General features: G+C 69.9%; 20 protein-coding genes. 16 read left to right on the top strand and 4 right to left on the bottom strand.

What is annotated here, in order from left to right:
- The 6 genes from arc to NM1_RS44445 form a co-directional block, all read left to right on the top strand.
- On the top strand, positions 1 to 1,052 hold a 1,052-nt coding region (arc, locus tag NM1_RS15695), incomplete at its 5' end, for a proteasome ATPase (RefSeq protein WP_068020151.1).
- A 212-nt stretch (positions 1,053 to 1,264) separates the two neighbouring features.
- On the top strand, positions 1,265 to 2,746 hold the full coding sequence (locus NM1_RS15700) for a serine/threonine-protein kinase (protein WP_068020153.1): 1,482 nt from the start codon (positions 1,265 to 1,267) through the stop codon (positions 2,744 to 2,746).
- Positions 2,733 to 3,992: a DUF7373 family lipoprotein gene (locus tag NM1_RS43045; RefSeq protein WP_068020155.1), complete on the top strand. Its 1,260-nt coding sequence runs from the start codon at positions 2,733 to 2,735 to the stop codon at positions 3,990 to 3,992. Before NM1_RS15700 ends, NM1_RS43045 begins: the two co-directional genes overlap by 14 nt.
- The gene (locus tag NM1_RS15710; protein ID WP_068020157.1) at positions 3,989 to 5,464 is read left to right on the top strand and encodes a serine/threonine-protein kinase; all 1,476 of its coding nucleotides are present in this window, start codon (positions 3,989 to 3,991) and stop codon (positions 5,462 to 5,464) included. The genes NM1_RS43045 and NM1_RS15710 overlap by 4 nt, the downstream gene beginning before the upstream one ends.
- 74 nt (positions 5,465 to 5,538) lie before the next feature.
- A complete protein-coding gene (locus NM1_RS15715) occupies positions 5,539 to 6,168 on the top strand; it encodes a TetR/AcrR family transcriptional regulator (RefSeq protein ID WP_068020160.1) in 630 nt (209 codons plus the stop codon).
- Positions 6,165 to 7,694 (top strand): ArnT family glycosyltransferase, encoded by a 1,530-nt coding sequence (locus NM1_RS44445; RefSeq protein WP_281278067.1) that lies wholly within the window; start codon positions 6,165 to 6,167, stop codon positions 7,692 to 7,694. Before NM1_RS15715 ends, NM1_RS44445 begins: the two co-directional genes overlap by 4 nt.
- Before the next feature lie 303 nt (positions 7,695 to 7,997).
- On the opposite strand, the gene NM1_RS15725 is transcribed toward NM1_RS44445, so the two are convergent.
- A complete protein-coding gene (locus tag NM1_RS15725) occupies positions 7,998 to 8,726 on the bottom strand; it encodes a peptidylprolyl isomerase (RefSeq protein WP_246011304.1) in 729 nt (242 codons plus the stop codon).
- Between the two features lie 237 nt (positions 8,727 to 8,963).
- Here NM1_RS15725 and NM1_RS15730 point away from each other — a divergent pair, with 237 nt between their 5' ends.
- The 5 genes from NM1_RS15730 (at position 8,964) to NM1_RS15750 (ending at position 13,941) form a co-directional block, all read left to right on the top strand.
- On the top strand, positions 8,964 to 9,242 hold the full coding sequence (locus NM1_RS15730; RefSeq protein WP_147288972.1) for a hypothetical protein: 279 nt from the start codon (positions 8,964 to 8,966) through the stop codon (positions 9,240 to 9,242).
- Positions 9,243 to 9,380: 138 nt separating this feature from the next.
- The gene (gene hydA / locus NM1_RS15735; protein ID WP_068020165.1) at positions 9,381 to 10,802 is read left to right on the top strand and encodes a dihydropyrimidinase; all 1,422 of its coding nucleotides are present in this window, start codon (positions 9,381 to 9,383) and stop codon (positions 10,800 to 10,802) included.
- A gap of 22 nt (positions 10,803 to 10,824) precedes the next feature.
- Entirely contained in the window at positions 10,825 to 11,871 is a 1,047-nt protein-coding gene (locus NM1_RS15740; protein WP_068020167.1) for a TIGR03842 family LLM class F420-dependent oxidoreductase, read from the top strand.
- A 47-nt stretch (positions 11,872 to 11,918) separates the two neighbouring features.
- Positions 11,919 to 13,229 carry an aspartate aminotransferase family protein gene (locus NM1_RS15745; protein WP_068020171.1) on the top strand — a complete coding sequence of 437 codons (1,311 nt, stop codon included), beginning with the start codon at positions 11,919 to 11,921 and terminating at the stop codon, positions 13,227 to 13,229.
- Between the two features lie 31 nt (positions 13,230 to 13,260).
- Entirely contained in the window at positions 13,261 to 13,941 is a 681-nt protein-coding gene (locus NM1_RS15750) for a TIGR00266 family protein (RefSeq protein WP_068020174.1), read from the top strand.
- A 155-nt stretch (positions 13,942 to 14,096) separates the two neighbouring features.
- Here NM1_RS15750 and NM1_RS15755 read toward each other — a convergent pair whose 3' ends face one another.
- Entirely contained in the window at positions 14,097 to 14,612 is a 516-nt protein-coding gene (locus NM1_RS15755; RefSeq protein WP_084519676.1) for an NUDIX hydrolase, read from the bottom strand.
- A 1-nt stretch (position 14,613) separates the two neighbouring features.
- Positions 14,614 to 15,342, bottom strand: coding sequence for a GntR family transcriptional regulator (locus NM1_RS15760; RefSeq protein WP_068020178.1), 729 nt, complete (start codon positions 15,340 to 15,342; stop codon positions 14,614 to 14,616).
- Positions 15,343 to 15,503: 161 nt separating this feature from the next.
- Between NM1_RS15760 and NM1_RS15765 the strand changes: the two genes are divergently transcribed.
- The 5 genes from NM1_RS15765 to NM1_RS15785 all read left to right on the top strand — a co-directional run bounded on the left by NM1_RS15765 (position 15,504) and on the right by NM1_RS15785 (position 19,659).
- The gene (locus tag NM1_RS15765; RefSeq protein WP_255286193.1) at positions 15,504 to 16,787 is read left to right on the top strand and encodes an MFS transporter; all 1,284 of its coding nucleotides are present in this window, start codon (positions 15,504 to 15,506) and stop codon (positions 16,785 to 16,787) included.
- A 27-nt stretch (positions 16,788 to 16,814) separates the two neighbouring features.
- Positions 16,815 to 17,564, top strand: coding sequence for a LamB/YcsF family protein (locus NM1_RS15770; RefSeq protein WP_211339396.1), 750 nt, complete (start codon positions 16,815 to 16,817; stop codon positions 17,562 to 17,564).
- Positions 17,561 to 18,226 carry a 5-oxoprolinase subunit B family protein gene (locus NM1_RS15775; protein WP_068020181.1) on the top strand — a complete coding sequence of 222 codons (666 nt, stop codon included), beginning with the start codon at positions 17,561 to 17,563 and terminating at the stop codon, positions 18,224 to 18,226. The genes NM1_RS15770 and NM1_RS15775 overlap by 4 nt, the downstream gene beginning before the upstream one ends.
- 73 nt (positions 18,227 to 18,299) lie before the next feature.
- Positions 18,300 to 19,163 carry a 5-oxoprolinase subunit C family protein gene (locus tag NM1_RS15780; protein WP_068020267.1) on the top strand — a complete coding sequence of 288 codons (864 nt, stop codon included), beginning with the start codon at positions 18,300 to 18,302 and terminating at the stop codon, positions 19,161 to 19,163.
- Positions 19,164 to 19,281: 118 nt separating this feature from the next.
- Complete coding sequence (locus NM1_RS15785) at positions 19,282 to 19,659, top strand: nitroreductase family deazaflavin-dependent oxidoreductase (RefSeq protein ID WP_068020183.1); 378 nt, start codon at positions 19,282 to 19,284, stop codon at positions 19,657 to 19,659.
- Positions 19,660 to 19,674: 15 nt separating this feature from the next.
- Here NM1_RS15785 and NM1_RS15790 read toward each other — a convergent pair whose 3' ends face one another.
- Positions 19,675 to 21,147 carry an alpha/beta fold hydrolase gene (locus NM1_RS15790; RefSeq protein ID WP_211339397.1) on the bottom strand — a complete coding sequence of 491 codons (1,473 nt, stop codon included), beginning with the start codon at positions 21,145 to 21,147 and terminating at the stop codon, positions 19,675 to 19,677.
- Positions 21,148 to 21,387: the final 240 nt, after the last annotated feature.

Raw genomic sequence — 21,387 nt, forward strand, 5'->3', positions numbered from 1 at the left:
AGATCGAGCAGATCCGCGACGCGGTGGAACTGCCGTTCCTGCACAAGGATCTGTTCCGCGAGTACGCGCTGCGGCCGCCCAAGGGCGTGCTGCTCTACGGCCCGCCCGGCTGCGGTAAGACGCTGATCGCCAAGGCGGTCGCGAACTCGCTGGCGAAGAAGATCGCCGAGGCGCGCGGTGAGGATGCCAAGGAGGCCAAGTCCTACTTCCTCAACATCAAGGGCCCCGAGCTGCTGAACAAGTTCGTCGGCGAGACCGAGCGCCACATCCGGGTCATCTTCCAGCGAGCGCGCGAGAAGGCCTCCGAGGGCACCCCGGTGATCGTGTTCTTCGACGAGATGGACTCGATCTTCCGCACCCGCGGCTCGGGTGTGTCCTCCGACGTGGAGACCACGGTCGTCCCGCAGCTGCTGTCGGAGATCGACGGCGTCGAGGGCCTGGAGAACGTCATCGTGATCGGCGCCTCCAACCGCGAGGACATGATCGACCCCGCCATCCTGCGGCCCGGCCGCCTCGACGTGAAGATCAAGATCGAGCGTCCGGATGCGGAAGCGGCGCAGGACATCTTCTCGAAGTACATCACCGAGGAGCTGCCGCTGCACGCCGACGACGTCGCCGAGTTCACCGGCGACAAGTCCAAGTGCATCAAGGCGATGATCGAGCGCGTCGTCGACCGGATGTACGCCGAGAGCGAGGACAACCGCTTCCTGGAGGTCACCTACGCCAACGGTGACAAGGAGGTCCTGTACTTCAAGGACTTCAACTCCGGCGCCATGATCCAGAACATCGTGGACCGCTCCAAGAAGTACGCCATCAAGGCGGTGCTCGAGACCGGCAACCCGGGCCTGCGCATCCAGCATCTCTACGATTCGATCGTGGACGAGTTCTCCGAGAACGAGGACCTGCCCAACACCACGAATCCCGATGACTGGGCCCGCATCTCGGGCAAGAAGGGCGAGCGGATCGTCTACATCCGCACGCTGGTCACCGGCAAGAACGCCAGTGCCAGCCGCGCCATCGACACCGAGTCGAATACCGGCCAGTACCTGTAAACCGGGAAATCGCAAGGGCCGCAACCCCGTCGGGGTTGCGGCCCTTTTGCGTTCGGTCGCCCGCGAAAGACCATGAAATCGGGGGCCATCGATTGTCTCCGCCGCCGCTGTCCGCGCTGCTAGAGTCCGAATTCGGAGGCCGGTACCTGTCACAGGTTCCGTGGTGCGGAAGTCGCCGCGCCGGCTCGGGGATCGCGGGAAGGGGAGCCCGTTTGGAAATCACCACCGGTACGACTCTCGGGGGATACCGCATCGAGCGCCGGCTCGGTTCCGGCGGCATGGGCACGGTGTACCTCGCCCAGCACCCGCGGCTGCCGCGCAAGGATGCGGTGAAGGTGCTGTCGGATGCCGCGGCGGGCGACGGTGAGTTCCACGCGCGCTTCCTTCGGGAGGCGGAAATAGCCGCGCGGCTGCATCATCCGAATCTGGTGGCGATCCGGGACCGCGGTGAGGACGACGGTCGGCTGTGGATCGCGATGCAGTACGTCGACGGCATCGATGTGGCGGAGCTGATCCGTCGCGAGGCCGGTGCACCGGATGCGGTGCGTGCGGTGCACATCCTCACCGAGGCGGCGCGGGGCCTCGACGAGATCCATCGTGCCGGCCTGGTGCATCGTGATGTGAAGCCGGCCAACATCCTGCTCGCCGAGCAACCGGACGGGGCCGATCGCGTGCTGGTGACGGACTTCGGAATCGCCCGTCCCGCGGACGATTCGGCCACCTTGGCCAGTACCGGCGGGATGGCGGCCAGCCTCGCCTACGCCTCACCGGAGCAGCTCAGCGGTGAGCCGCTGGATCGGCGCACCGACGTGTATTCCCTGGGGTGCACGCTGTTCCAGATGCTCACGGGCTCGGCGCCGTTCCCGCGGAACAGCCCGGGCGCGGTGATGTACGCGCACCTGTACGAATCGCCGCCGCCGGTCTCGCGGTGGAATCCGCGGCTGCCGACGGCATTCGACACGGTCATCGCGACGGCGATGGCGAAGGACCGGGACGCACGCTATGCGAGCTGCGGTGAACTGGCCGCGGCGGCGCGGGCGGCTCTCGGCCTACCGGGTCCGAGTCCCGTCGCGATGGCGCCGGTCCCATCCCCGGGAAACCGTCGCCTGCGCGCACCGGCGATCGGCGCGGCGCTGGCATCGGTGCTCCTGGCCGTGGCGGTCCCGGCGTGGCTGTGGTTCGATCGCGACGAGGGCGTTGGCCTGCGACTTCCGCAGCCCGTGCCCGCACCGCCGGTATCGCCGGACTGGGGTGCCCACGCGTACATGGTCGAGCCGTTTCCGCAATTGCTGCCGTACTCGCCGGACGACATCGGGTACGGCGAGCTGACCCTCTGCAAGGCCCTGGACGAGCGGAACGGGGCGGCCTCCTTCGACCGGCGCGGGCCCGACGGCCACGTGCAGTGCTTCGGCGACCGGGATCCGCTGGTTCTGCTGCGTGTCCACTGCAATGCCGACCGGACGGCGATGCGGCCGGTGTCGAGGACACGGGTCGAGGGCGAGGAGCGTTGGTCTCGTTCCTCGGGATCCGGAACGATCCGGTGGAGCAACTTCACGAATACTCGCAACGATGTCGTGGGGCGAGTCGAGGTGTACTTCGACACTCCGGACCGCAACTTCTGCCGGTTGGAGGGGATCGGCGGCGTCTCCGGCAGTGAACTGCAGGCAGGCTGGTGGCCTGATGTACCAGTGTGACAAGGGTATTCGGAAGACCGCGGAGCGGTGCGGCACCACGGTGGTCGTGGCATGCGCCGCGATGCTGCTCGCCGGCTGTGTCGTGTCCGGAAGTCCGGTGCCGTTCACCTCGCAGCTGGCGACACTGGAGGTCGGCAGATACCCTGCCGAGCCGCCGCCCGAGCCGCACGGCAGCGACGAAAAGTACGGCCGCGTCGTGGAATCGGTGCGGATGGGTGAGGCCGTGATAGATCCGGTCGAGGCCGATCCGGACCTGGCCTTCGGGCCGCCCGCGGGAGCGCAGCCACTCCCGGCACCGGCGAAGACCCTGGGGCTGCTGGCCGCGCCGACGCGGACGGTGCTGGAGCAGCGCGGCATGCTGGCGGGATTCTCGGTGACCGCGAGCGACCGGAACCTGTCGACAGGTCCGATCGTGGGCGCCTCCAGGCTGTTGACCGTGGTGTTGCTGCGATTCCCCGATGCCGAGGCCGCACGGCAGGCGGCCCAGGAGATCGACTCCGCCGACGCCGCCGTGAATACCGACAACGTGCCCCTGGCGGTGCCGGGATTCGCGCAGGCCCGGGCCCATTGGCGGCCCGCCGTGCCCACGCTGGCCGCGACCATGGCGCACGAGTCGATGGTGATCAGCCTGCTGGTGGGACACACGGCCCCCGACGCATCGGCACTGGGGGCGCTCGCCGGCCGGGCCTTCACGGCCCAGCTGGCGCGGCTGAAGAGCTTCGTGCCGACGCCGCGGGACCGGTTCGCCACCTTGCCCTTGGACCGCGACGGTATGCTGCGGCGTCTGGTGCCCGAACGACCCGGGGGGTGGCCGTATCCCGTGGTGGCAGAGCTGGGTACGGGGCCGCATGCGGGATGGGCCAGCACGGTGTGGGCGAGCGGTGTCGTCTTCGGCCCGCACGCGGTGCGGCTGCGCGGCGCGCGCCCGAGGACGGTACCGACCGTCGAGCTGGGCGCCGTGAGCGGCCATTCCTCGCTGGCCCGGTATCCGACCGCGGCGGTCGCACGCCGCGCGGTCGAGAGCGAGGATGGAATCGGGCCGCTGCGCCGTGCGGCCGCCGCGCCCAAGGGTCTTCCCGAGGCCGTGTGCGCCGAGCGGATCGATCTGCAGGAGTCCTTTGCCAAATACGAGTGCCGGATCCACTACGGCCGCTACCTGGCGCGCGTCGCCGGCCGCGACCTCGTGCGCACGCAGCAGAAGACCGCGGCGCAGTACGCGCTACTGGTAGCGAGCGGACCGGGATGACCGGGAATCCGGGTCCGGGCGCCCTGTTCGCGGGTTACCGCCTCGAGCGTGTCCTGGGCAGGGGCGGGATGGGGACGGTGTTCCTGGCGCAACACCCGCGGCTGCCGCGGCGGGATGCCGTGAAGGTGCTGTCGGACGACCGTGTGGGGGACGAGGCATCGTGCGCCGGGTTCGTGCGCGGCGCGGATCTCGCGGCGCGGCTGGACCACCCGAATGTCGTTGCCGTGCATGACCGCGGCGTGGAGCACGGTCGGCCGTGGATCGCCATGCAGTACGTCGACGGCTCGGACGTCGGCGCGCTGCTGCGCCGCGCACCGTCGGGGCTTCCGCCGCGGCGGGCGGCGCACATCGTGGCCGAGGCGGCCCGGGGGCTTGATGCGGCGCACCGGGCCGGGCTGGTGCATCGCGGCGTGAAACCGGCCGACATCCTGGTAGCGCCGCGTCACGCCGGGCCGGATCGGGTCCTCGTCACCGATTTCGGGATCGCCTGGGCCGCCGTGGAATCGGGCGCCCCGCGGGCCGAGTCCGGGTCCTCCGCGGTCGCCTGCGCCGCGCCGGAATTGTTCACCGGGCAGCCGGTGGACCATCGCGTGGATGTGTACGCCCTCGGATGCGTACTGTTCGAGTTGCTGACCGGCGTGGAGCCCTATCCTCGCGCGAATTCGGCCGCGGTCGTCCGGGCGCATATCGCGGATCCACCGCCGCGGCCTACCGCAGTGCGTGCCGGGCTGCCGCCGCATATCGATGGGGTGGTCGCCCGTGCGCTGGCGAAGCAGCCGGACGAGCGCTACCCGTCGTGCGGTGCGCTGGCGGATGCCGCGATGGTCGCGCTGTCCGGACGGCTGCCGGTTCCGGCCGGGCCGGCGAAGCGGGACCGGCGGGCGGCCCGCTGGATCGCGGGCGGGCTCGTCGTGGCGACCGCGACGGCCGGCGGCGCCGTCGCGGCGACCATGCGGTCGCCCGAGGTCGGGGTACCCGCTCCTGCCCCGACGTCGGCGGGTCCCACCGCATCGCCGACCGCTCCTGCCACCGGCGTCGTGCTGACGTGGGGCAGCCACGGGGTCGTGGCGGCGAGGTTCCCCGGGCTGCTGCCTGCGACCCCGGCCGACAGTGGCTATCAGGGAATCAGATGTGCGGCGGTGGATCCCGCGGGGCGACCGATGGACCTGACCGCGCCGGCGGGATCCGAGATGCGGGTGCAGTGCACCGGAAATCACGAGCCGGTCGACCTGCTGACGGTGCGGTGTCAGATCGGCGGCGGTGGCTACGAGGTGCCGACGGAAGCCGAGGGCAGTGAGCGATGGCAGCGGGCCTCGGGTACCGGAACGGTGACATGGGGGACGGTCCGTGACCGCGGCGCGGTGGTCGTGCGGTTCGAGACCAGTCCGCGCAACGAGTGCGGGATGGTCGTCACGGGCGGGAGCTCCGGACAGGATCTGCTCGAACGCTGGTGGCGAGGGGCGCCGATCTGACGCCGCCGTGGCACGCGATGTGACCGCGACCGGCGGAGATGACATGACCTGACCGGTCGCGCTAAAATTTGGCCATGCGGCCAGAAAATAGTCCGAATGGACAACGGCGGTCGTTCATCGAGGAGGCGCGGCGGCGGCAGATCATCGCCGCCGCCGTGGAGGTGATCTCCGAGATCGGTTACGGCAACGCCTCCTTGGCGAGGATCGCCAGGCAGGCCGGGATCTCCAAGGGCGTCATCTCCTACCACTTCGACGGCAAGGACGACCTGATGACGCAGCTGGTGATCCAGCTGTACGTCTCCGCCGCCGAACAGATCGCGCCGCGCGTCGGCGCCACCGAGGGGGCGCGCAATCAGCTGATGGCGTATCTGTCGTCGAATCTGGAATTCATCGACGCGAACCGGACGTACGTGGCGGCGATGACGGATGTGGTGCTGAATCTGCGCGACGACGAGGGGCGGCCGCGTTTCGCGATGGGGGAGGGCGAGCGCGCGATCATCCAGCCGCTGATCGACATGCTGCGTGCGGGACAGCGCACGGGGGAGTTCGGCGATTTCGATCCGGTCGCGATGGCGAAGTCGATTCGCGATTCGATCGACGGCGCGGCCGGGCGCGTGATCCGGGAGTCGAACTTCGACATGCCCACGTACTCGGCCCATCTGTGCCGGCTGTACGACGTGGCCACACGGAAGGAGAACGGGTGAGCACCAGGATGCTGGAAGACGAGCTGCCGCAAAAAGATACGCGTGCGCCGTCACCGCGGTACGCGACGGGTGCGGTCTCGGCGGTGGCCGCGATCGGGACGGCGGCCATGCTGGTATCGATCGGCCGGTACGGATTCTTCGGCGACGAAATGTATTTCATCGCCGCGGGGCGCCGGTTGGCGGTGAGCTACGCCGACCAGGGGCCGCTGCTGCCGGTGATCGCGCGGCTGATGGATCTGGTGGCGCCGGAATCGATGGTGGCGCTGCGGATTCCGGCGGTGCTGGTGACCGTCGCGGCGATCTTCGTCAGCGCGCAGATCGCGCGGGAGTTCGGCGGCGGGCGGGCGGCGCAGGTGCTGACCGCCCTCGCGTACACCACCTCACCGTTCCTGCTCGTGCAGGGAACTCAGTTGGCCACCAACACGATCGACACCGCGCTGTGGGTGCTGATCAGCTGGCTGCTCATCCGCTGGGTGCGGACGCGGCGGGACGCGCTGCTGCTGTGGGCGGCCCTGGCGACGGCCGTCGATATGCAGGTGAAGTGGCTGATTCCGTTCTTCTGGCTCGCGGTCGGCGTCGGCGTGCTGATCTTCGGGCCGCGGGAGTTGCTGCGGCGTCGCGCGCTGTGGGCCGGTGCCGCGCTGGTGGTCCTGACGATGATCCCCAGCCTGATCTGGCAGGCCGCCCACGGCTGGCCGCAGTTGGGCATGGGGGCGGCGATCGCGGCGGAACAGGACGGGATCGGCGGTCGTCTGACCTGGGTGCCGATGGCGTTGATCGCCGCGGGCCTGCTGGGCGGAATCCTGCTGCTGGGCGGAATATGGGCCCTGTTGCGCGCGGAGACGCTGCGGCCGTACCGATTCCTGGGGCTGGTGCCGCTGGTGCTCACGGTGGCGTTCCTGATCACCAACGGGCGGCCGTACTACGCGGTCGGATGCTACGCGGCCGTGATGGCGGCGGGCGCGGTGTGGTGCACGCGCAGCCCGGTGGCGCGCTGGCGGAAGGTCGTGGTGGTGCCGCTCGTCGTGGTCTCGGCGGTACTGGTGGCGGCCTCGCTGCCGCTGCGGCCGGAGGGCGATATCGAGCCGGTGCCCGACGACGCGAATTTCGCCGCGGCGCTGGGTGCGAACGGGAAACTGGGCTGGCCGGAACTGGCGGATTCCACCGGCGCGGCCTACCGGTCGCTGCCCGAACCGGAGCGCGCGCACGCGGTCGTCGTCGCCGACTCGTATTGGCAGGCAGGCGCTTTGGCGGTCTATCGGCAGGATGCCGGACTGCCCGAGATCTACAGCCCCAGCCGCGGTTTCGGCTACCTCGGGACGCCGCCCGATACGGCGACGACCGTGGTGTGGGTCGGCGGTGACGGCAGCGAACCCCGCTCGCGGTGCGCCACAGTGACCGAACTCGGCCGGGCAGATGCGCGGCTCGGGATCCCGGAGCTGACCCGCGATGTGCCCATTCGGCGGTGCGACGGACCACGGGAGCCGTGGTCGCGGGCATGGCCGGATATGTTGCGACTGGGCTGATACCAGGAGCGAGTGCGCGGCGTCGATGCCGGGCCGGGCGGCGGCCCGGGTCCGGACCCGACCACCCGTGTCCGGATCTGCGCCCGAGTCCGGATTAGTGGCCGGGTCTGGATCTGGGACCGAGTGTGGATCGGTGGTCGGGTCCGGATCTGCGACCGTGTTCGGATCGGTGGTCGGGTCCGGACTTGCGCCCGAGTCCGGATCGGTGGCCGGGCCCGGATCTGCAACCGGGCCCGGATCTGCAACCGGGCCTGGATCGGCGGCCGCGCCCGGCTTCTGCGGCCGGGTCCGGGCCGGTGGTTCTCAGCCCTGCCCGGCGGTGACGGACTCGAGGGACACATCGGTGGCCGGGGGGCCGTCGGGCGCGCCGTCCCTGGCTCCGCCCCCGGCGATGTTCTGCAGCACGTCCATTCCGGCGGTGATGCGGCCGAACGGGGTGTACTTGGGCGGCAGCGGGCTGTCGGCGTAGACGAGGAAGAACTGGCTGCCGTTGGTGTTGGGGCCGGAGTTCGCCATGGCCACCGTTCCGGCCGGATAGGTTGCGCCGGTGAGGTTTTCGTCATCGAACCGGTAGCCGGGAGTGCCGGTGCCCGTGCCGGTCGGATCGCCGCACTGCAGCACGAAGATGCTCTCGGTGGTCAGGCGGTGGCAGCGGGTGTGGTCGAAGTACTGCTCACCGGCCAGGAAGGCGAAGGAGTTGACGGTGCGCGGCGCGCGGGCGGCGTCGAGGGACAGGGTGATGGCGCCGCAGTTGGTTTGCAGCGTCGCGGAGTAGGGGAAGCCCTGGTCGATCGCCATCGCGGGTTCGGCGGGCCACTGTTTGCCGTTGGGCTGCGCGCCCGAATCGGTCATGCAGCCCGGGCCGGCGGTGTGCGCCGGCAGAGGGGCCGCGAAGGCGCGGCCGGTGACCACGATCGCGATCGCCACACCCGCGGCCACGAGCCCGATGCGGCGCAATGTCTTGCGCTGCTTGCGAATCCGGCGTTCCGGACGGTCGATACCGGGCTGTTGAGGTTGCGCGACGCTGTTCACCGGGGTTGGCCTCCTACATCAGGGTGGTACGGGGACGATATCGCCCGGCATCATTCCACGCCCGGCCGCCGCTGTGGTGGGGATGGGCGGATCGGTCCGAGTTCGGCCGGATGCGCGGACGGGGTGCCGGGCGCGGTTCCCGCGGTGCGGGGTGTGGCGGAGTTACAGTTGCTGCGCAATTGCTCGTATCCGACGGTAAGCGGCGCTGCGGCGCCGGGGCGAGAAACGGAGCAAGGGATGAAACGCGTCGCTTTCGGTCTGGCGGGGGTCTGTACGGCGATGGTGAGCGCGGGGGTGCTCGCGGCGGGCCCGGCGCCCGCCGTCGCCGTCCCCACGGGCGTCTACTGCTTCCAGACGATCTGTTACAACAGCACGCCCGATACCCAGGCCGTCACCGGGACCGTCGTGTGCCCGTGGACGGAGTTGCCGGTCACCTGGGCCATCCCGCCGCACAGCGCCGCCTCGGTCGACGCGGCGTGCCCGGCGGGCGAGCGGTCGGAGGGCGTGCGGTTCTGACCCGCCGACGCTGATTTCGGTTCCGGGGACCGCCGGAGAACAAACCGGCGGCCCCGCGGCGGAGTGATCGTTCGGCCGCGCGGGAACTGGGTGAATGCGACACTGGGCACGACGACCCCGACGCTTACGGGAGCCCTGATGACACGCATACTCGTTCGTGGCGGGACGGTGGTGTCCGCCACGGGATCTCAGCCGCTGGACGTGATAATCGACGGTGACACCGTCGCGGCGGTGCTCCGGCCGGGCTCGGCAGTTCTCGGTGCGGACCCGGCGGCGAGCGTGGACACCGTCATCGAGGCCGCCGGGAAGTACGTGCTGCCCGGTGGCGTGGACGGGCACACGCACATGCAGATGCCGTTCGGCGGCACCGAGGCGTCGGACACCTTCGAAACCGGCACGCGCGCAGCGGCCTTCGGCGGGACCACCACCATCGTCGACTTCGCGGTGCAGAAACCCGGTGTGCGCGTCCAGGATTCGATCGCCGCCTGGCACGACAAGGCGGCCGGGAACTGTGCGATCGACTACGGATTCCATCAGATCGTCGGCGACGTGAACGACGAATCCCTGAAGGGCATGGCGGAACTGGTGGCCGAGGGCGTCACGAGTTTCAAGCTGTTCATGGCCTATCCGGGCGTGTTCTACTCCGACGACGGACAGATCCTGCGGGCCATGCAGACCAGCGCGGAGCTCGGCGCACTGCTGATGATGCACGCGGAGAACGGCATCGCCATCGACGTACTGGTCGCCCAGGCGCTGCGGCGCGGCGACACCGCCCCGTACTATCACGGAACCACCCGGCCCTGGCAGCTCGAGGAAGAGGCCACGCACCGGGCGATCATGCTGGCACAGGTGACCGGGGCGCCGCTGTATGTGGTGCACGTATCGGCCAAGCAGGCCCTCGAGCAGATCGTGCAGGCGCGGAGCAAGGGGCAGAACGTCTTCGGGGAGACCTGTCCGCAGTATCTGTACCTGTCGCTGGAGGAGCAGCTGGGCGCGCCGGGCTTCGAGGGCGCGAAGTGGGTGTGCTCGACGCCGCTGCGCTCGCGCGCCGAGGGGCATCAGGACGAGCTGTGGCGGTACCTGCGCACCGGAGGCGTCACCACGGTCGCCACCGACCACTGCCCGTTCTGCATGAAGGATCAGAAGGATATGGGGGTCGGCGATTTCAGCAAGATTCCCAACGGCATCGGGGGTGTGGAGCATCGCATGGATCTGATGTTCCAGGGCGTCGTGGACGGGCGGCTGTCGCTGGAACGCTGGGTCGACGTCTGCTGCACGACGCCCGCGCGCATGTTCGGGATGTATCCGAGAAAGGGCGTCATCAGCCCGGGCGCCGACGCCGATATCGTCGTCTACGACCCGAACGGGCATACCAGCATCGGCGTGGGCAAGACCCACCACATGAACATGGACTATTCGGCGTACGAGGGCTTCGAGATCGACGGGCACGTCGACACCGTGCTGTCGCGGGGCCGGGTGATCGTGGACGGGGGCCGCTATCTGGGCCGTCCCGGCGACGGGCGGTTCCTCGAGCGCGGGCTTTCGCAGAACCTGCTCTGAGCACCGGAACGGAGTGTGCGACATGGATATCGGTGTGGTCCTGCAGTGCACGCCGCCGGCCTCGCGCGTGGTGGAGCTGGCCAGGGTGGCGGAGACACACGGGTTCTCGCACGTGTGGACCTTCGATTCGCATCTGCTGTGGCAGGAGCCCTATGTCATCTACAGCCAGATCCTCTCCGCCACAAGGAAAGTCGTGGTGGGGCCGATGGTGACCAATCCGTCGACCCGGGACTGGACGGTGACCGCGTCGACCTTCGCCACGCTCAACGACATGTTCGGCAACCGGACCGTGTGCGGTATCGGCCGCGGCGACTCGGCGGTCCGGACCCTCGGCGGACGACCGGCCACGCTCGCGACGCTGCGCGAATCCGTCGAGGTGATCCGCGAATTGGGCAACGGGCGCAGCGCGCGCGTCGGCGAGACCACGATCCGGTTCCCGTGGGCACACGCGTCGCGGCTCGAGGTGTGGGTGGCCGGATACGGGCCGCGCGCACTGGATCTCACCGGTGAGGTCGCCGACGGGTACATCCTGCAACTGGCCGATCCGGACATCACCGCGTGGACCGTCGGCCGGGTGCGGGCGGCCGCCGAGCGGGCGGGCCGCGATCCCGCCGAGATCACCGTCTGCGTGGCCGCGCCCGCCTACATCACCGACGGCACGGTGGCCGCGCTGAAACACGCCCGCGAGCAGTGTCGGTGGTTCGGCGGTATGGTCGGCAACCACGTCGCCGAGATCGTCGCGAAATACGGTGCGGGCGGCGAGGTCCCGGCCGCGCTGACCGACTACGTCGCCGGGCGGCGGGGCTACGACTACAACCAGCACGGTCGCGCGGGAAATACCCATGCCGACTTCGTACCCGACGCCATCGTGGACCGGTTCTGCCTGCTCGGCACCGCGGACGACCACCTGGCCCGGCTGGGCGAGCTGGCGGAACTCGGCGTCGACCAGTTCGCCGTGTATCTGCAGCACGACGCGAAGACCGCGACGCTCGAGGCCTACGGCGAATCGGTGCTGCCCCGCCTGGACGCACCCGTCGTCGCGACGGAAACGACCGGCACCGCGCCGTGATTGTGTCCGGTAGACCGGACAGTGGATCTGGTGAGAAGGGGAATGTGATGGACCACGTCTTCTATCCGTGGAGCGCGCAGGCGAGCGTGGACCCGGTGCCGATCACCGGCGCCGAGGGATCGTGGTTCTGGGACGCGACCGGCAAGCGCTATCTGGACTTCTCGTCGCAGCTGGTGAACGTCAATATCGGACATCAGCATCCCGACGTGGTGGAAGCGATTGTGGCGCAGGCGAAATCGCTCACCACGATCTCGCCGACCGTCGGCAACGAGGCGCGCAGCGAACTGGCGCGGCTGATCGTGGAGCGTGCCCCCGGCGACCTGAACCGGGTGCTGTTCACCACCGGCGGCGCGGAAGCGGTCGAACACGCGGTGCGCCTGGCGCGCAGCTACACCGGGCGCACGACGATGCTGTCGGCCTACCGCTCCTATCACGGCGGCACCGGCACCGCCATCGGACTGACCGGCGAGCCCCGCCGCTGGGGAGCCGAACCCACCAATGTGGACGTGGTGCGCTTCTTCGGTCCCTACCCGTACCGATCGGCCTGGGGCGCAACGACTCCCGAGGAGGAGTGCGACGCGGCGCTGCGGCATCTGCGTCAGGTCGTCGAACTGGAAGGGCCGCAACACATCGCGGGCCTGATCATGGAGACCGTGGTGGGCACCAACGGGGTACTGGTGCCGCCGCCCGGATACCTGGCCGGGGTGCGGGCGCTGTGCGACGAATTCGGCATCGTCTACATCGCCGACGAGGTGATGGCCGGATTCGGCCGCGTCGGTGAGTGGTTCGCGGTGCAGGCCTTCGACGTCGCGCCGGATCTGATCACCTTCGCCAAGGGCGTGAACTCCGGCTACGTTCCGCTCGGCGGCGTCCTGATCGCCGAACGCATCGCCGAGCGCTACGACCACGCCGTCTATCCGGGCGGACTCACCTACGCGGGGCACCCGCTGGCCTGCGCGGCCGGGGTCGCCTCGGTCGAGGTGTTCGAACGCGAGGGCATCCTCGACCACGTCCGCGCCGTGGGCGCCGACGTGCTCGGAAAAGGACTGCGGGACTTGGCGGCCCGGCATCCGTCGGTCGGTGAGGTGCGCGGGATGGGTTTCTTCTGGGCGCTGGAACTGGTGCGCGACCGCGGCACCCGGGAACCGCTGATCCCGTTCGCCGCCGCGGGCGCCGCGGCGGAACCGATGCAGCGCGTCACCGCCGCGGCGAAGGGACGGGGCGTGTGGCCGTTCAACGTCGCCAACCGCTTCCAGATCGCGCCGCCGCTGACCACCTCGGCCGAGGACCTGCGGCAGGGCTTGGACATCGTCGACGAGGCGCTGACGGTAGCCGACGGCTATGTGAGTTCGACCTGATCGACACCTTGCGGTGCTAACGTTCGCGGATGTGAAGGTGGAGTTGCGGCACAACCCCTCGTCGACGATCGCGCGCTGCGTACTGGCCGGCGGCGAGCCGATGCGGGTGGAAAGCGGTGCCATGGTGGCGCATTCGGCCGGGGTCACGCTGGCCGCCAAGGCGGAGGGCGGGATTCTCGCCGGGCTCAAGCGGTCGGTGCTGGCCGGGGAGTCGTTCTTCGTGTCGACGTTCACCGCGCCGCCGCAGGGCGGCTGGGTCGACGTCGCGCCCGCCCTGCCGGGCGATATGCTCGCGCTGCCGATCGCCCCGGACCGCCCGTTCTTCATCAGCCGCGGCAGCTGGTGCGCCAATTCCCATGGCGTACAGGTGGAGACGCAGTGGGCCGGGTTCGCGAACCTGTTCGGCGGCGAGGGCGGATTCGGACTGCGCGCGCACGGGCAGGGCGAGGTGGTGCTCGGAGTGTTCGGGGCCATCGACGTGATCGATCTGCAACAGGGCGAGGCGGTCACCATCGACAGCGGACATGTCGTCGCCTACGACCTGGCCATGAACTTCAGTATCCGCCGGGCGGTTTCGGGCCGGTCGCTGCAGTCCTTCAAATCGGGGGAGGGCCTCGTCTTCGACTTCACCGGCCCGGGTCGGGTGCTCCTGCAAACCCGCAACCCGGGCGCCTTCGCGGCTTGGGCGGGCGCGGTCACCTCCTCCGGCTGACGCCAGCCACTCTTATTACCGGCACGCTCTTGGCCGGAATCCGATCGAGACGTAGGGATTCCGGCCAAAGGCGTGCCGGTAATGACGTGGTCGAGCGTGCCGGTAATGACGTGGTCGAGCGTGCCGGGATGGCGTGGGTGGGTTCGGCCGGGAGCTCAGTCGAGTAGGTCGTCGATGAGCTGACGGGTGTCGGGGACGAACGGCCAGCTCGGATCGTCAAGGCGGGCACGGAGTTCCGCGTCGGTCCACCACCAGCCGTCGGCGATCTCCTCGGGCTGGTGCCGGATGGGGCCGTCGTAGCGCAGCTGGTAGGCGAACAGGTGGCAGCGCATCGGCGCGCCCTGCCAGACGCCGTCCCACGACGCGGTGGCCAGCGGGAGCGGCCCGTCGTCGGCGCCGAGTTCGATGCCCAACTCCTCGCCGAGTTCGCGCACCGCCGCCTCGGCGGGGTCCTCGCCGGGGCTCAGTACGCCCCCGGCGAGGCAGTCGTGCATGCCCGCGAACACCATCTTGCTGTCGGTGCGCCGATGGACGTAGAGCCGCGCACCGTCGCCCGACCGCACCAGCACTCCCGCACTGGCGTGCCACAGCCCCTTGGCGTAGACCACCGACCGCTCGGCGCTGCCGATCTCGCGCCCGGCCCGGTCGTAGACCGCGATGACCTCGCCCATGTCAATAGGCCTGATCGATACCGGCGTAGGCGGCGAGGATCTGTGACTCGGCATCGCCGAGATAGTCGGCGAGCATATCGGCCGCGTCCGCCGCCCGTCCGCCCGCGAGGGTGTCGAGCACCTCGTGATTGCGGCGCAGATACGGGTGGTGGAAGGCATTGGGATCGGCCACCACGTGGAAGATCAGCCGCAGCTCGTTCCAGACGTTCGACATCAGCGCGTCGAGCAGGCGGCTGTCGTTGAGCGCGGTGACGGCGCGGTGGAAGTCGACGTCGGCCGTGCCGACACCTGTCCAATCACCCTGTGCCGCACACTGATCCGCGCGCACCAGGGTGGCCGCGACCGGGCCCAGATCGGCGCCCGTGCGCGGATGGTCACGCAGCGCGGCGCATTCGACGATGCGGCGGCACTTGTAGACCTCGGCGACGTCCTCGGCGCTCGGAATCCGTACGAACACACCGCGATTGAGCTCGTGTACGACGAGCCGCTCCTCGATCAGCGTGCGAAACGCCTCGCGCAGGGTGTTGCGCGAAACTTTCAGCGCCGCACATATATCGGGCTCCGACAGCCGGGTGCCGGGCCGGAACGTGCCGTCCAGGATGCGGTCCCGGACGATATCGGCCACCTGGGCGCTGCGGCTGGCGCGATCGAGGCGCCCGCGGTGCGCGGCCAGCGCCGCATAGCCCTCGACCGCCGCGCCGGGCGGTGTGCTGGCAGACGCCGACGTCATCGAAGTCCTCCTCGTGGTGCCGACCGATTGTGCGGGATCGACGTTACCCGCTCGGCGCCACGATTCCAGAACGATCCGTTCGTGGTATTGCAGGATCGTTGAACGATTTCGTACGATCGAGACCTGCACCACACCCTCCCCGAGATGCCCGAGGGGTCATCATGACGGATATGCCCACCACCACCGCTTCGGCCGGTACCCGCGCGTTCGCGGGCTTCTTCGACTGGTTCCGCAGCTTCAGCGCCACCGGGAAGCGTGCCTTCTTCGGCGCCTTCGGCGGGTACGGCCTGGATTCCTACGACTTCCAGGTGCTGCCACTGTCGCTGGGCGCGATCGCGTCCTACTTCGCCATCAGCACCGGCCAGTCCGGGTTGCTCACCACCGTCACCCTGGTGGTGTCGGCGGCGGGCGGCGCTATCGCCGGTGTGCTGGCCGACCGGATCGGCCGGGTTCGCACGCTGCAGCTGACCATCGCGGTGTACGCGCTGTTCACCGTCTTGTGCGGCCTGGCCTGGAACTTCGAATCGCTGCTGGTGTTCCGCGCGCTGCAGGGCCTCGGATTCGGCGGCGAATGGGCGGCCGGGGCGATTCTGGTCGCCGAATACGCCAAGCCGGAGTACCGCGGCCGGGCGGTGGCCTTCGTGCAGAGCGCCTGGGCGGTCGGCTGGGGCCTGGCGGTCTGCGTGTACACGGTCGTGTTCCAGATGTTCGACGAGTCGCTGGCCTGGCGGGTGCTGTTCTTCACGGGTGCGCTGCCGGCGCTGCTGATCGTGTGGGTGCGCCGCAGCGTCACCGATGCCGAGGCGGTCACGGCCAAGCGCGAGCGGGCGGTCGGCGAGCGCGGGCGTTTCGGCGTGATCTTCGGGCGCGACCTGGTGCGTACTACGTTCTTCGCGAGCCTGATGGCCACCGGCGTGCAGGGCGGCTACTACACCCTGGCGACCTGGCTGCCGACCTATCTGAAGAAGAGTCGCGACCTCACCGTGGTCGGGACCGGCGGATACCTGTTCTTCCTGATCGGCGGCGCGTTCCTGGGCTATGTCACCGGCGGCGTGCTGACCGACCGGATCGGTCGCAAGCGCAACATCCAGCTGTTCGCGGTGCTGTCGGTGGTCTTCATGGTCGCCTACACCCAGATTCCGGACGGCGCCAACACCCTGGTCCTGGTGCTCGGTGTGCCGCTGGGCTTCTCCACCTCGGCCATCTTCTCCGGCTTCGGGTCATACTTGGCAGAGCTGTATCCGACCGAATTCCGCGGTACCGGTCAGGGATTCACCTACAACATCGGCCGCGGAGTGGGCGCGGTCTTCCCCACCGCGGTCGGCTACCTGGCCTCGACGACACTCGGGCTGGCGGGTGCCATGCTGTTCGGGGCGCTCGGCTACGCGATCGCGGTGCTGGCGCTGTTCGGCCTGCCCGAGACGCGGGGCCGGGAACTGGTGTGAGATAAGCGATTTCGCGAGGCGGTGAGTGTGATGATCGATCTGAACAGCGACCTCGGCGAGGGGTTCGGCGCCTGGTCCATGGGTGACGATGCCGCCCTGCTCGAGATCGTCACCAGTGCCAATATCGCCTGCGGGTTCCACGCGGGCGACCCCTCGATCATGCGGCGCACCTGCGAGCTGGCCGTGGCGCGCGGGGTGCGGATCGGCGCGCACATCTCCTATCGCGACCTGGCCGGGTTCGGCCGCCGCGCGATGGCCGTGCCGCCGCGCGAGCTGTCCGACGAATGCCTGTACCAGATCGGCGCGCTGGACGCGTTCGCGCGGGCCGCGGGGGACCGGGTCCGGTACGTGAAACCGCATGGGGCGCTGTATCACGCGGCCTCGGCGGACCGGGCCGTCGCCGACGCGGTGGCCGGTGCGGCGGCGAGCTTCGGCGGGCTCGGACTGCTCGGACTGCCGGGGTCGCAGCTGGCGGCGGCCGCGGCGGCGGCCGGAATCGAGTTCTACGCCGAGGGATTCGCCGATCGCGCGTACACACCGGCCGGGACCCTGGTGTCGCGCTCGGCGCCCGGCAGCGTGCTGGACGAGGAATCGGCACTCGCGCAAGCGGTTTCGATCGCCGTCGATGGACAGACCAGCGACGTGGACGGGGCTCGGGTCGCCGTGCATGCCCGCAGCCTGTGCGTGCACGGCGATTCGCCGGGGGCCGTGGCGATGGCGCGGGCGATCCGGGATGCGCTGGTGGGCAAGGGTATCGGGGTCGAGGCATTCGCATGAGTGAGACATCGACGCTACGCGACGTCCGAGTGCTACGGATCCTGCCCGCGGGGGACCGGGCGCTGCAGTTGGTCCCGGCCGATGCCGACACCCTGGCGGGGCTGGTGGACGAGCTGGCCCGCCGCCCGATCGAGGGAGTCCGCGACTTTCTGCCCGCGGCACAGACCGTGCTGGTCACGCTGGACCCGCGGGTGCGGGTGGACAAGGTGGAGGCCCGGCTGCGGGAGGTGGCCGAGGCCGCCGCGACGCATCGCCTCGAACCCGCCGGTGCGACCGAGGCGGTGCGGATTCCGGTCCGCTACGACGGTGCGGATCTCGCGGAAACCGCCGCACTGCTGAACATTTCGGTACCCGACCTGATCGAGCGGCATACCGGGGCCGAATGGCGGTGTACGTTCATCGGTTTCGCGCCGGGATTCGGATATCTCGAATCCCCCGAGGCGGGGCTGACGGTTCCCCGGCGTGCGCAGTCGCGCACGGTGGTGCCCGCCGGATCCGTCGCGCTGGCCGGTGGATACAGCGCCGTCTACCCGCGCAGCACGCCCGGTGGCTGGCGCATCATCGGCACCACGGAGCTGCGGATGTGGGACCTGGAACGCCCCGAGCCCGCGCTGCTGCGTCCCGGCGCCCGGGTCCGGTTCGTCAGGGCGGGGGAGGCATGAAAACGATTGCACGCGTTGCGACCAGCGGCCGCGGGCAGGAACGGTCGCTGTGTGAGGAGGTCCGGTGAACGGCATGGCGGTGCGCGTCGTCGCCCCCGGGTTGCTCAGCACGATCCAAGACCTGGGGCGGCACGGCTGGTTTCACGCCGGGGTCGGCGTATCCGGCGCCGCCGACCGGCGCTCGTTCACGCTGGCCAATCGGCTGGTCGGCAATCCCGAATCGGCGGCCGCGATCGAATGCGTGCTGGGTGGGCTGCGCCTCGAATTCCCGGAACCGGCGATGGTCGCGGTCACCGGCGCGCCCGCGCCGATGAGCGTCGACGGCCGCCCGGAGGCGACGGCGTCGGTGCTGTTCCTCGACGCGGGCCAGCGGCTGGAACTCGGCATCGCCGAGGCCGGGCTGCGCTGCTATGTGGCGATGCGGGGCGGCATCGATGTGACGCCGGTGCTCGGCTCCCGCAGCCGCGACACCCTCGCGGGGCTCGGGCCCGCACCGCTGCGGGCCGGAGACGAGCTGCCGCTCGGGCATCCGCCGCGGACATGGCCTTCGGTCGAGGTCGCGCCGGTGGCGGCGCTGACCACCGACACCGTGACGGTGCGCGCGCGGCTGGGCCCCCGGGACGACTGGTTCGGCAGTCCGGCGGATCTGTTCACCGGATACTGGCAGGTCTCCACCGATACCGACCGCGTCGGCGTGCGCCTGGACCGGGCGGACGGCCCACCCTTGACGCATGCGGGCGATGCGGAACTGCCGACCGAGGGGATGCCGCTGGGCGCGATCCAGGTCCCGCCGTCGGGACAGCCGGTGGTGTTCCTCGCCGATCATCCGATCACCGGCGGCTACCCCGTGGTCGCGACGGTGATCGACCCGGACGTGGACGTGCTGGCCCAGGTCCGGCCCGGGCAGCGGGTGCGGTTCCGGGAATGGCTGCCATGACGCGCTGCCGAATGGGGTTGCGTGCCAATGGCATAGGCGGTTGCCGGGCCGAACGCGACGCGGATCCGAGGGTGTGGGCGTAGCCTGTGCAACGCAGGACATCCGAGAGGGGAAGCTCATGCCGTTGCCGCAGGCGCTGGCGAAGTTCAACCGACGGGTCACCAACCGGGTCGCGGGGCTGGTCGCCGGGCGCGCGCCCGGACTGGCAATCATCGTGCACAAGGGCCGGAACTCGGGCCGGGTCTACCGGACGCCGGTCACGCTGTTCTCGCAGGATGGCGTCTACCGGGTCGCGCTCACCTACGGCCGCGATGTCGACTGGCTGAAGAACATCCTCGCCGCGGGGGAATTCGAACTGGAAACCAGCGGGCACACGGTCACCGGCCGCGACCCGATCGTGCGCCACGACCCGAAGGTCAGCTGGGCGCCCCAAGGCGTCCGCCAGGCCCTGAGCGCCATCGGCGCGGAGTTCTACGTCGAATGGCACCCCGCCTGACCCTCGCGCGGGAAGCTATCGGGGTGGTTGGTCGGGGTGGCAGGTGATGTCGGTGGCGGGGAGGGTTCCCGTGGCGAGGTAGCCGTTGATGGTGTCGTTGATGCAGGTGCTGAGGTCGGGGCGGAAGGTCATGTGGATGCGGACGTCCTGCAGGGTGGCCAGGCGGGAGGCGGTCAGGTGCTCGTGCAGCCGGACGCCGTGCGGGTAGGGGGTGCGGGGATCGCCGGTCGCAGCGAGGATCAGCGCGGGTACCGGGTTGCGGACCACGGTCGCGGGCTCGGCCGGGCGCGGCCAGAAGGCGCACGGCTGAATGTTGCCGGCCATCGCCCCGAACACCGGCTGTGACTCGCGGGTCGCCTCGATAGTGTTCCAGTACCACGCCGGATCCTCCGGAGCGGCGGCGTCACCGCAGGCGATGTAGGCCAGTTCCGAATTCTCCTCGTCGCGCAGCGCCTCGAGGAAGGCTTGCAGGCGTGGCGTCTGCGCCGTTCCCGGCGGACGGCCCGCCGCATCGGCGAGCTCCCGAATGCTGTCGGCCAGAGCCTGATTCGAGCGGAAGCTGTTGAGGAAGTTGTGCAGCAGGAACGGGAGCCAGTGGTCGTCGACGCGGAAGCCGTCGAGGACGATGGGTTCCCCCGCCGCCGAACGGATCAGGTCCTCGATCGTCGTCCGCACCTGCTCCGCCGTGCTGCCGAAGTGGTAGGTGTCGTCGCGGGTCGCGGCCCAGGATGCCCAATCGTCCAGGGCCGCTTCGTCGGACGGGCCCCAATCCTGCACCAGGCCTTCCCAATACCGGTCCGGATCGATCGCGCTGTCGAACACCATGCGGTCGCTGTGCTGCGGGAACAACTGGGTGTACACCGCGCCGAGGTAGGTGCCGTACGAGACGCCGAAGTAGCTGATGCGCGGCTCGCCCAGGGCCGTCCGCACCACGTCCATGTCCCGGGCCGTATTGCGGGTGGTGAGTTGCCGGGCGGTTTCCGGGTCGGGGGTCACGCAGTCCCTCGCCATGGTGGCGGCGCGGCCGGTGTCGTGCAGGAAGCCGTCGAGGTCGAGGCCCGCGGAGTGCACCATCTCGCCCGCCGCCCAGCCGCATTCCCGCCCGCCGTCGGACTTCCCGACTCCGCGCGGATCCATGCCGATGAGATCGTATTGCGCCCGTACCTGCGGGCTGAGCACATCGCCGAGCAGCTCGATGCTGTCGCGACCCGCCGCGCCGGGGCCACCCGGATTGGAGAAGAGCACGCCGCGCCGCTGTTGCGGATCCGCCGCCCGCACCCGTGAGATCGCGACAGTGATGGTGCGCCCCAACGGATTCGCGTAGTCCAGCGGAACCGGCACGGCCGCGCACTCGGCACCGGCGGCGTCCAGGCTCTCGCTGTGGCAGGCCTGCCAGTCGATCTGCTGATGTGCGAACCAGTCCGCCTCGTCCCAGTCCGATCCGAACCGCGCCCCCGGAGCCGCCAGCACCACCGCCAGCACCGCCACACCAACCGCACACCGAACTAGGTTCGCCAACAACCGTCTTAGCCTCTCCACCATCGAACTCGCAGCCACCGTAACCGCTCCACCCCGCTGCCGCCGAGTACGGGAAGCCGCACAGCGCCGGATGAAGCCCGCGCCCCACCGCACCGCAATCCCCGCCCGCGCAAGTCCCGCTTCACCCGCTGCCCGTCCAGATCGTCTCGTTGCACGCGTGACCCGTGCAGGTCTCCCTATTACCCGCTG

The organism is Nocardia mexicana NBRC 108244 (assembly GCF_001613165.1).
GTDB classification, from domain to species: Bacteria; Actinomycetota; Actinomycetes; order Mycobacteriales; family Mycobacteriaceae; genus Nocardia; species Nocardia mexicana.

Coding starts and splice junctions, on each gene's coding strand:
- NM1_RS43045 (WP_068020155.1), top strand. CDS start 2,733: ATGTACCAGTGTGACAAGGGTATTCGGAAGACCGCGGAGCGGTGCGGC.
- NM1_RS15710 (WP_068020157.1), top strand. CDS start 3,989: ATGACCGGGAATCCGGGTCCGGGCGCCCTGTTCGCGGGTTACCGCCTC.
- NM1_RS15715 (WP_068020160.1), top strand. CDS start 5,539: ATGCGGCCAGAAAATAGTCCGAATGGACAACGGCGGTCGTTCATCGAG.
- NM1_RS15730 (WP_147288972.1), top strand. CDS start 8,964: ATGAAACGCGTCGCTTTCGGTCTGGCGGGGGTCTGTACGGCGATGGTG.
- hydA (WP_068020165.1), top strand. CDS start 9,381: ATGACACGCATACTCGTTCGTGGCGGGACGGTGGTGTCCGCCACGGGA.
- NM1_RS15740 (WP_068020167.1), top strand. CDS start 10,825: ATGGATATCGGTGTGGTCCTGCAGTGCACGCCGCCGGCCTCGCGCGTG.
- NM1_RS15745 (WP_068020171.1), top strand. CDS start 11,919: ATGGACCACGTCTTCTATCCGTGGAGCGCGCAGGCGAGCGTGGACCCG.
- NM1_RS15755 (WP_084519676.1), bottom strand. CDS start 14,612: ATGGGCGAGGTCATCGCGGTCTACGACCGGGCCGGGCGCGAGATCGGC.
- NM1_RS15760 (WP_068020178.1), bottom strand. CDS start 15,342: ATGACGTCGGCGTCTGCCAGCACACCGCCCGGCGCGGCGGTCGAGGGC.
- NM1_RS15765 (WP_255286193.1), top strand. CDS start 15,504: ATGACGGATATGCCCACCACCACCGCTTCGGCCGGTACCCGCGCGTTC.
- NM1_RS15775 (WP_068020181.1), top strand. CDS start 17,561: ATGAGTGAGACATCGACGCTACGCGACGTCCGAGTGCTACGGATCCTG.
- NM1_RS15780 (WP_068020267.1), top strand. CDS start 18,300: ATGGCGGTGCGCGTCGTCGCCCCCGGGTTGCTCAGCACGATCCAAGAC.
- NM1_RS15785 (WP_068020183.1), top strand. CDS start 19,282: ATGCCGTTGCCGCAGGCGCTGGCGAAGTTCAACCGACGGGTCACCAAC.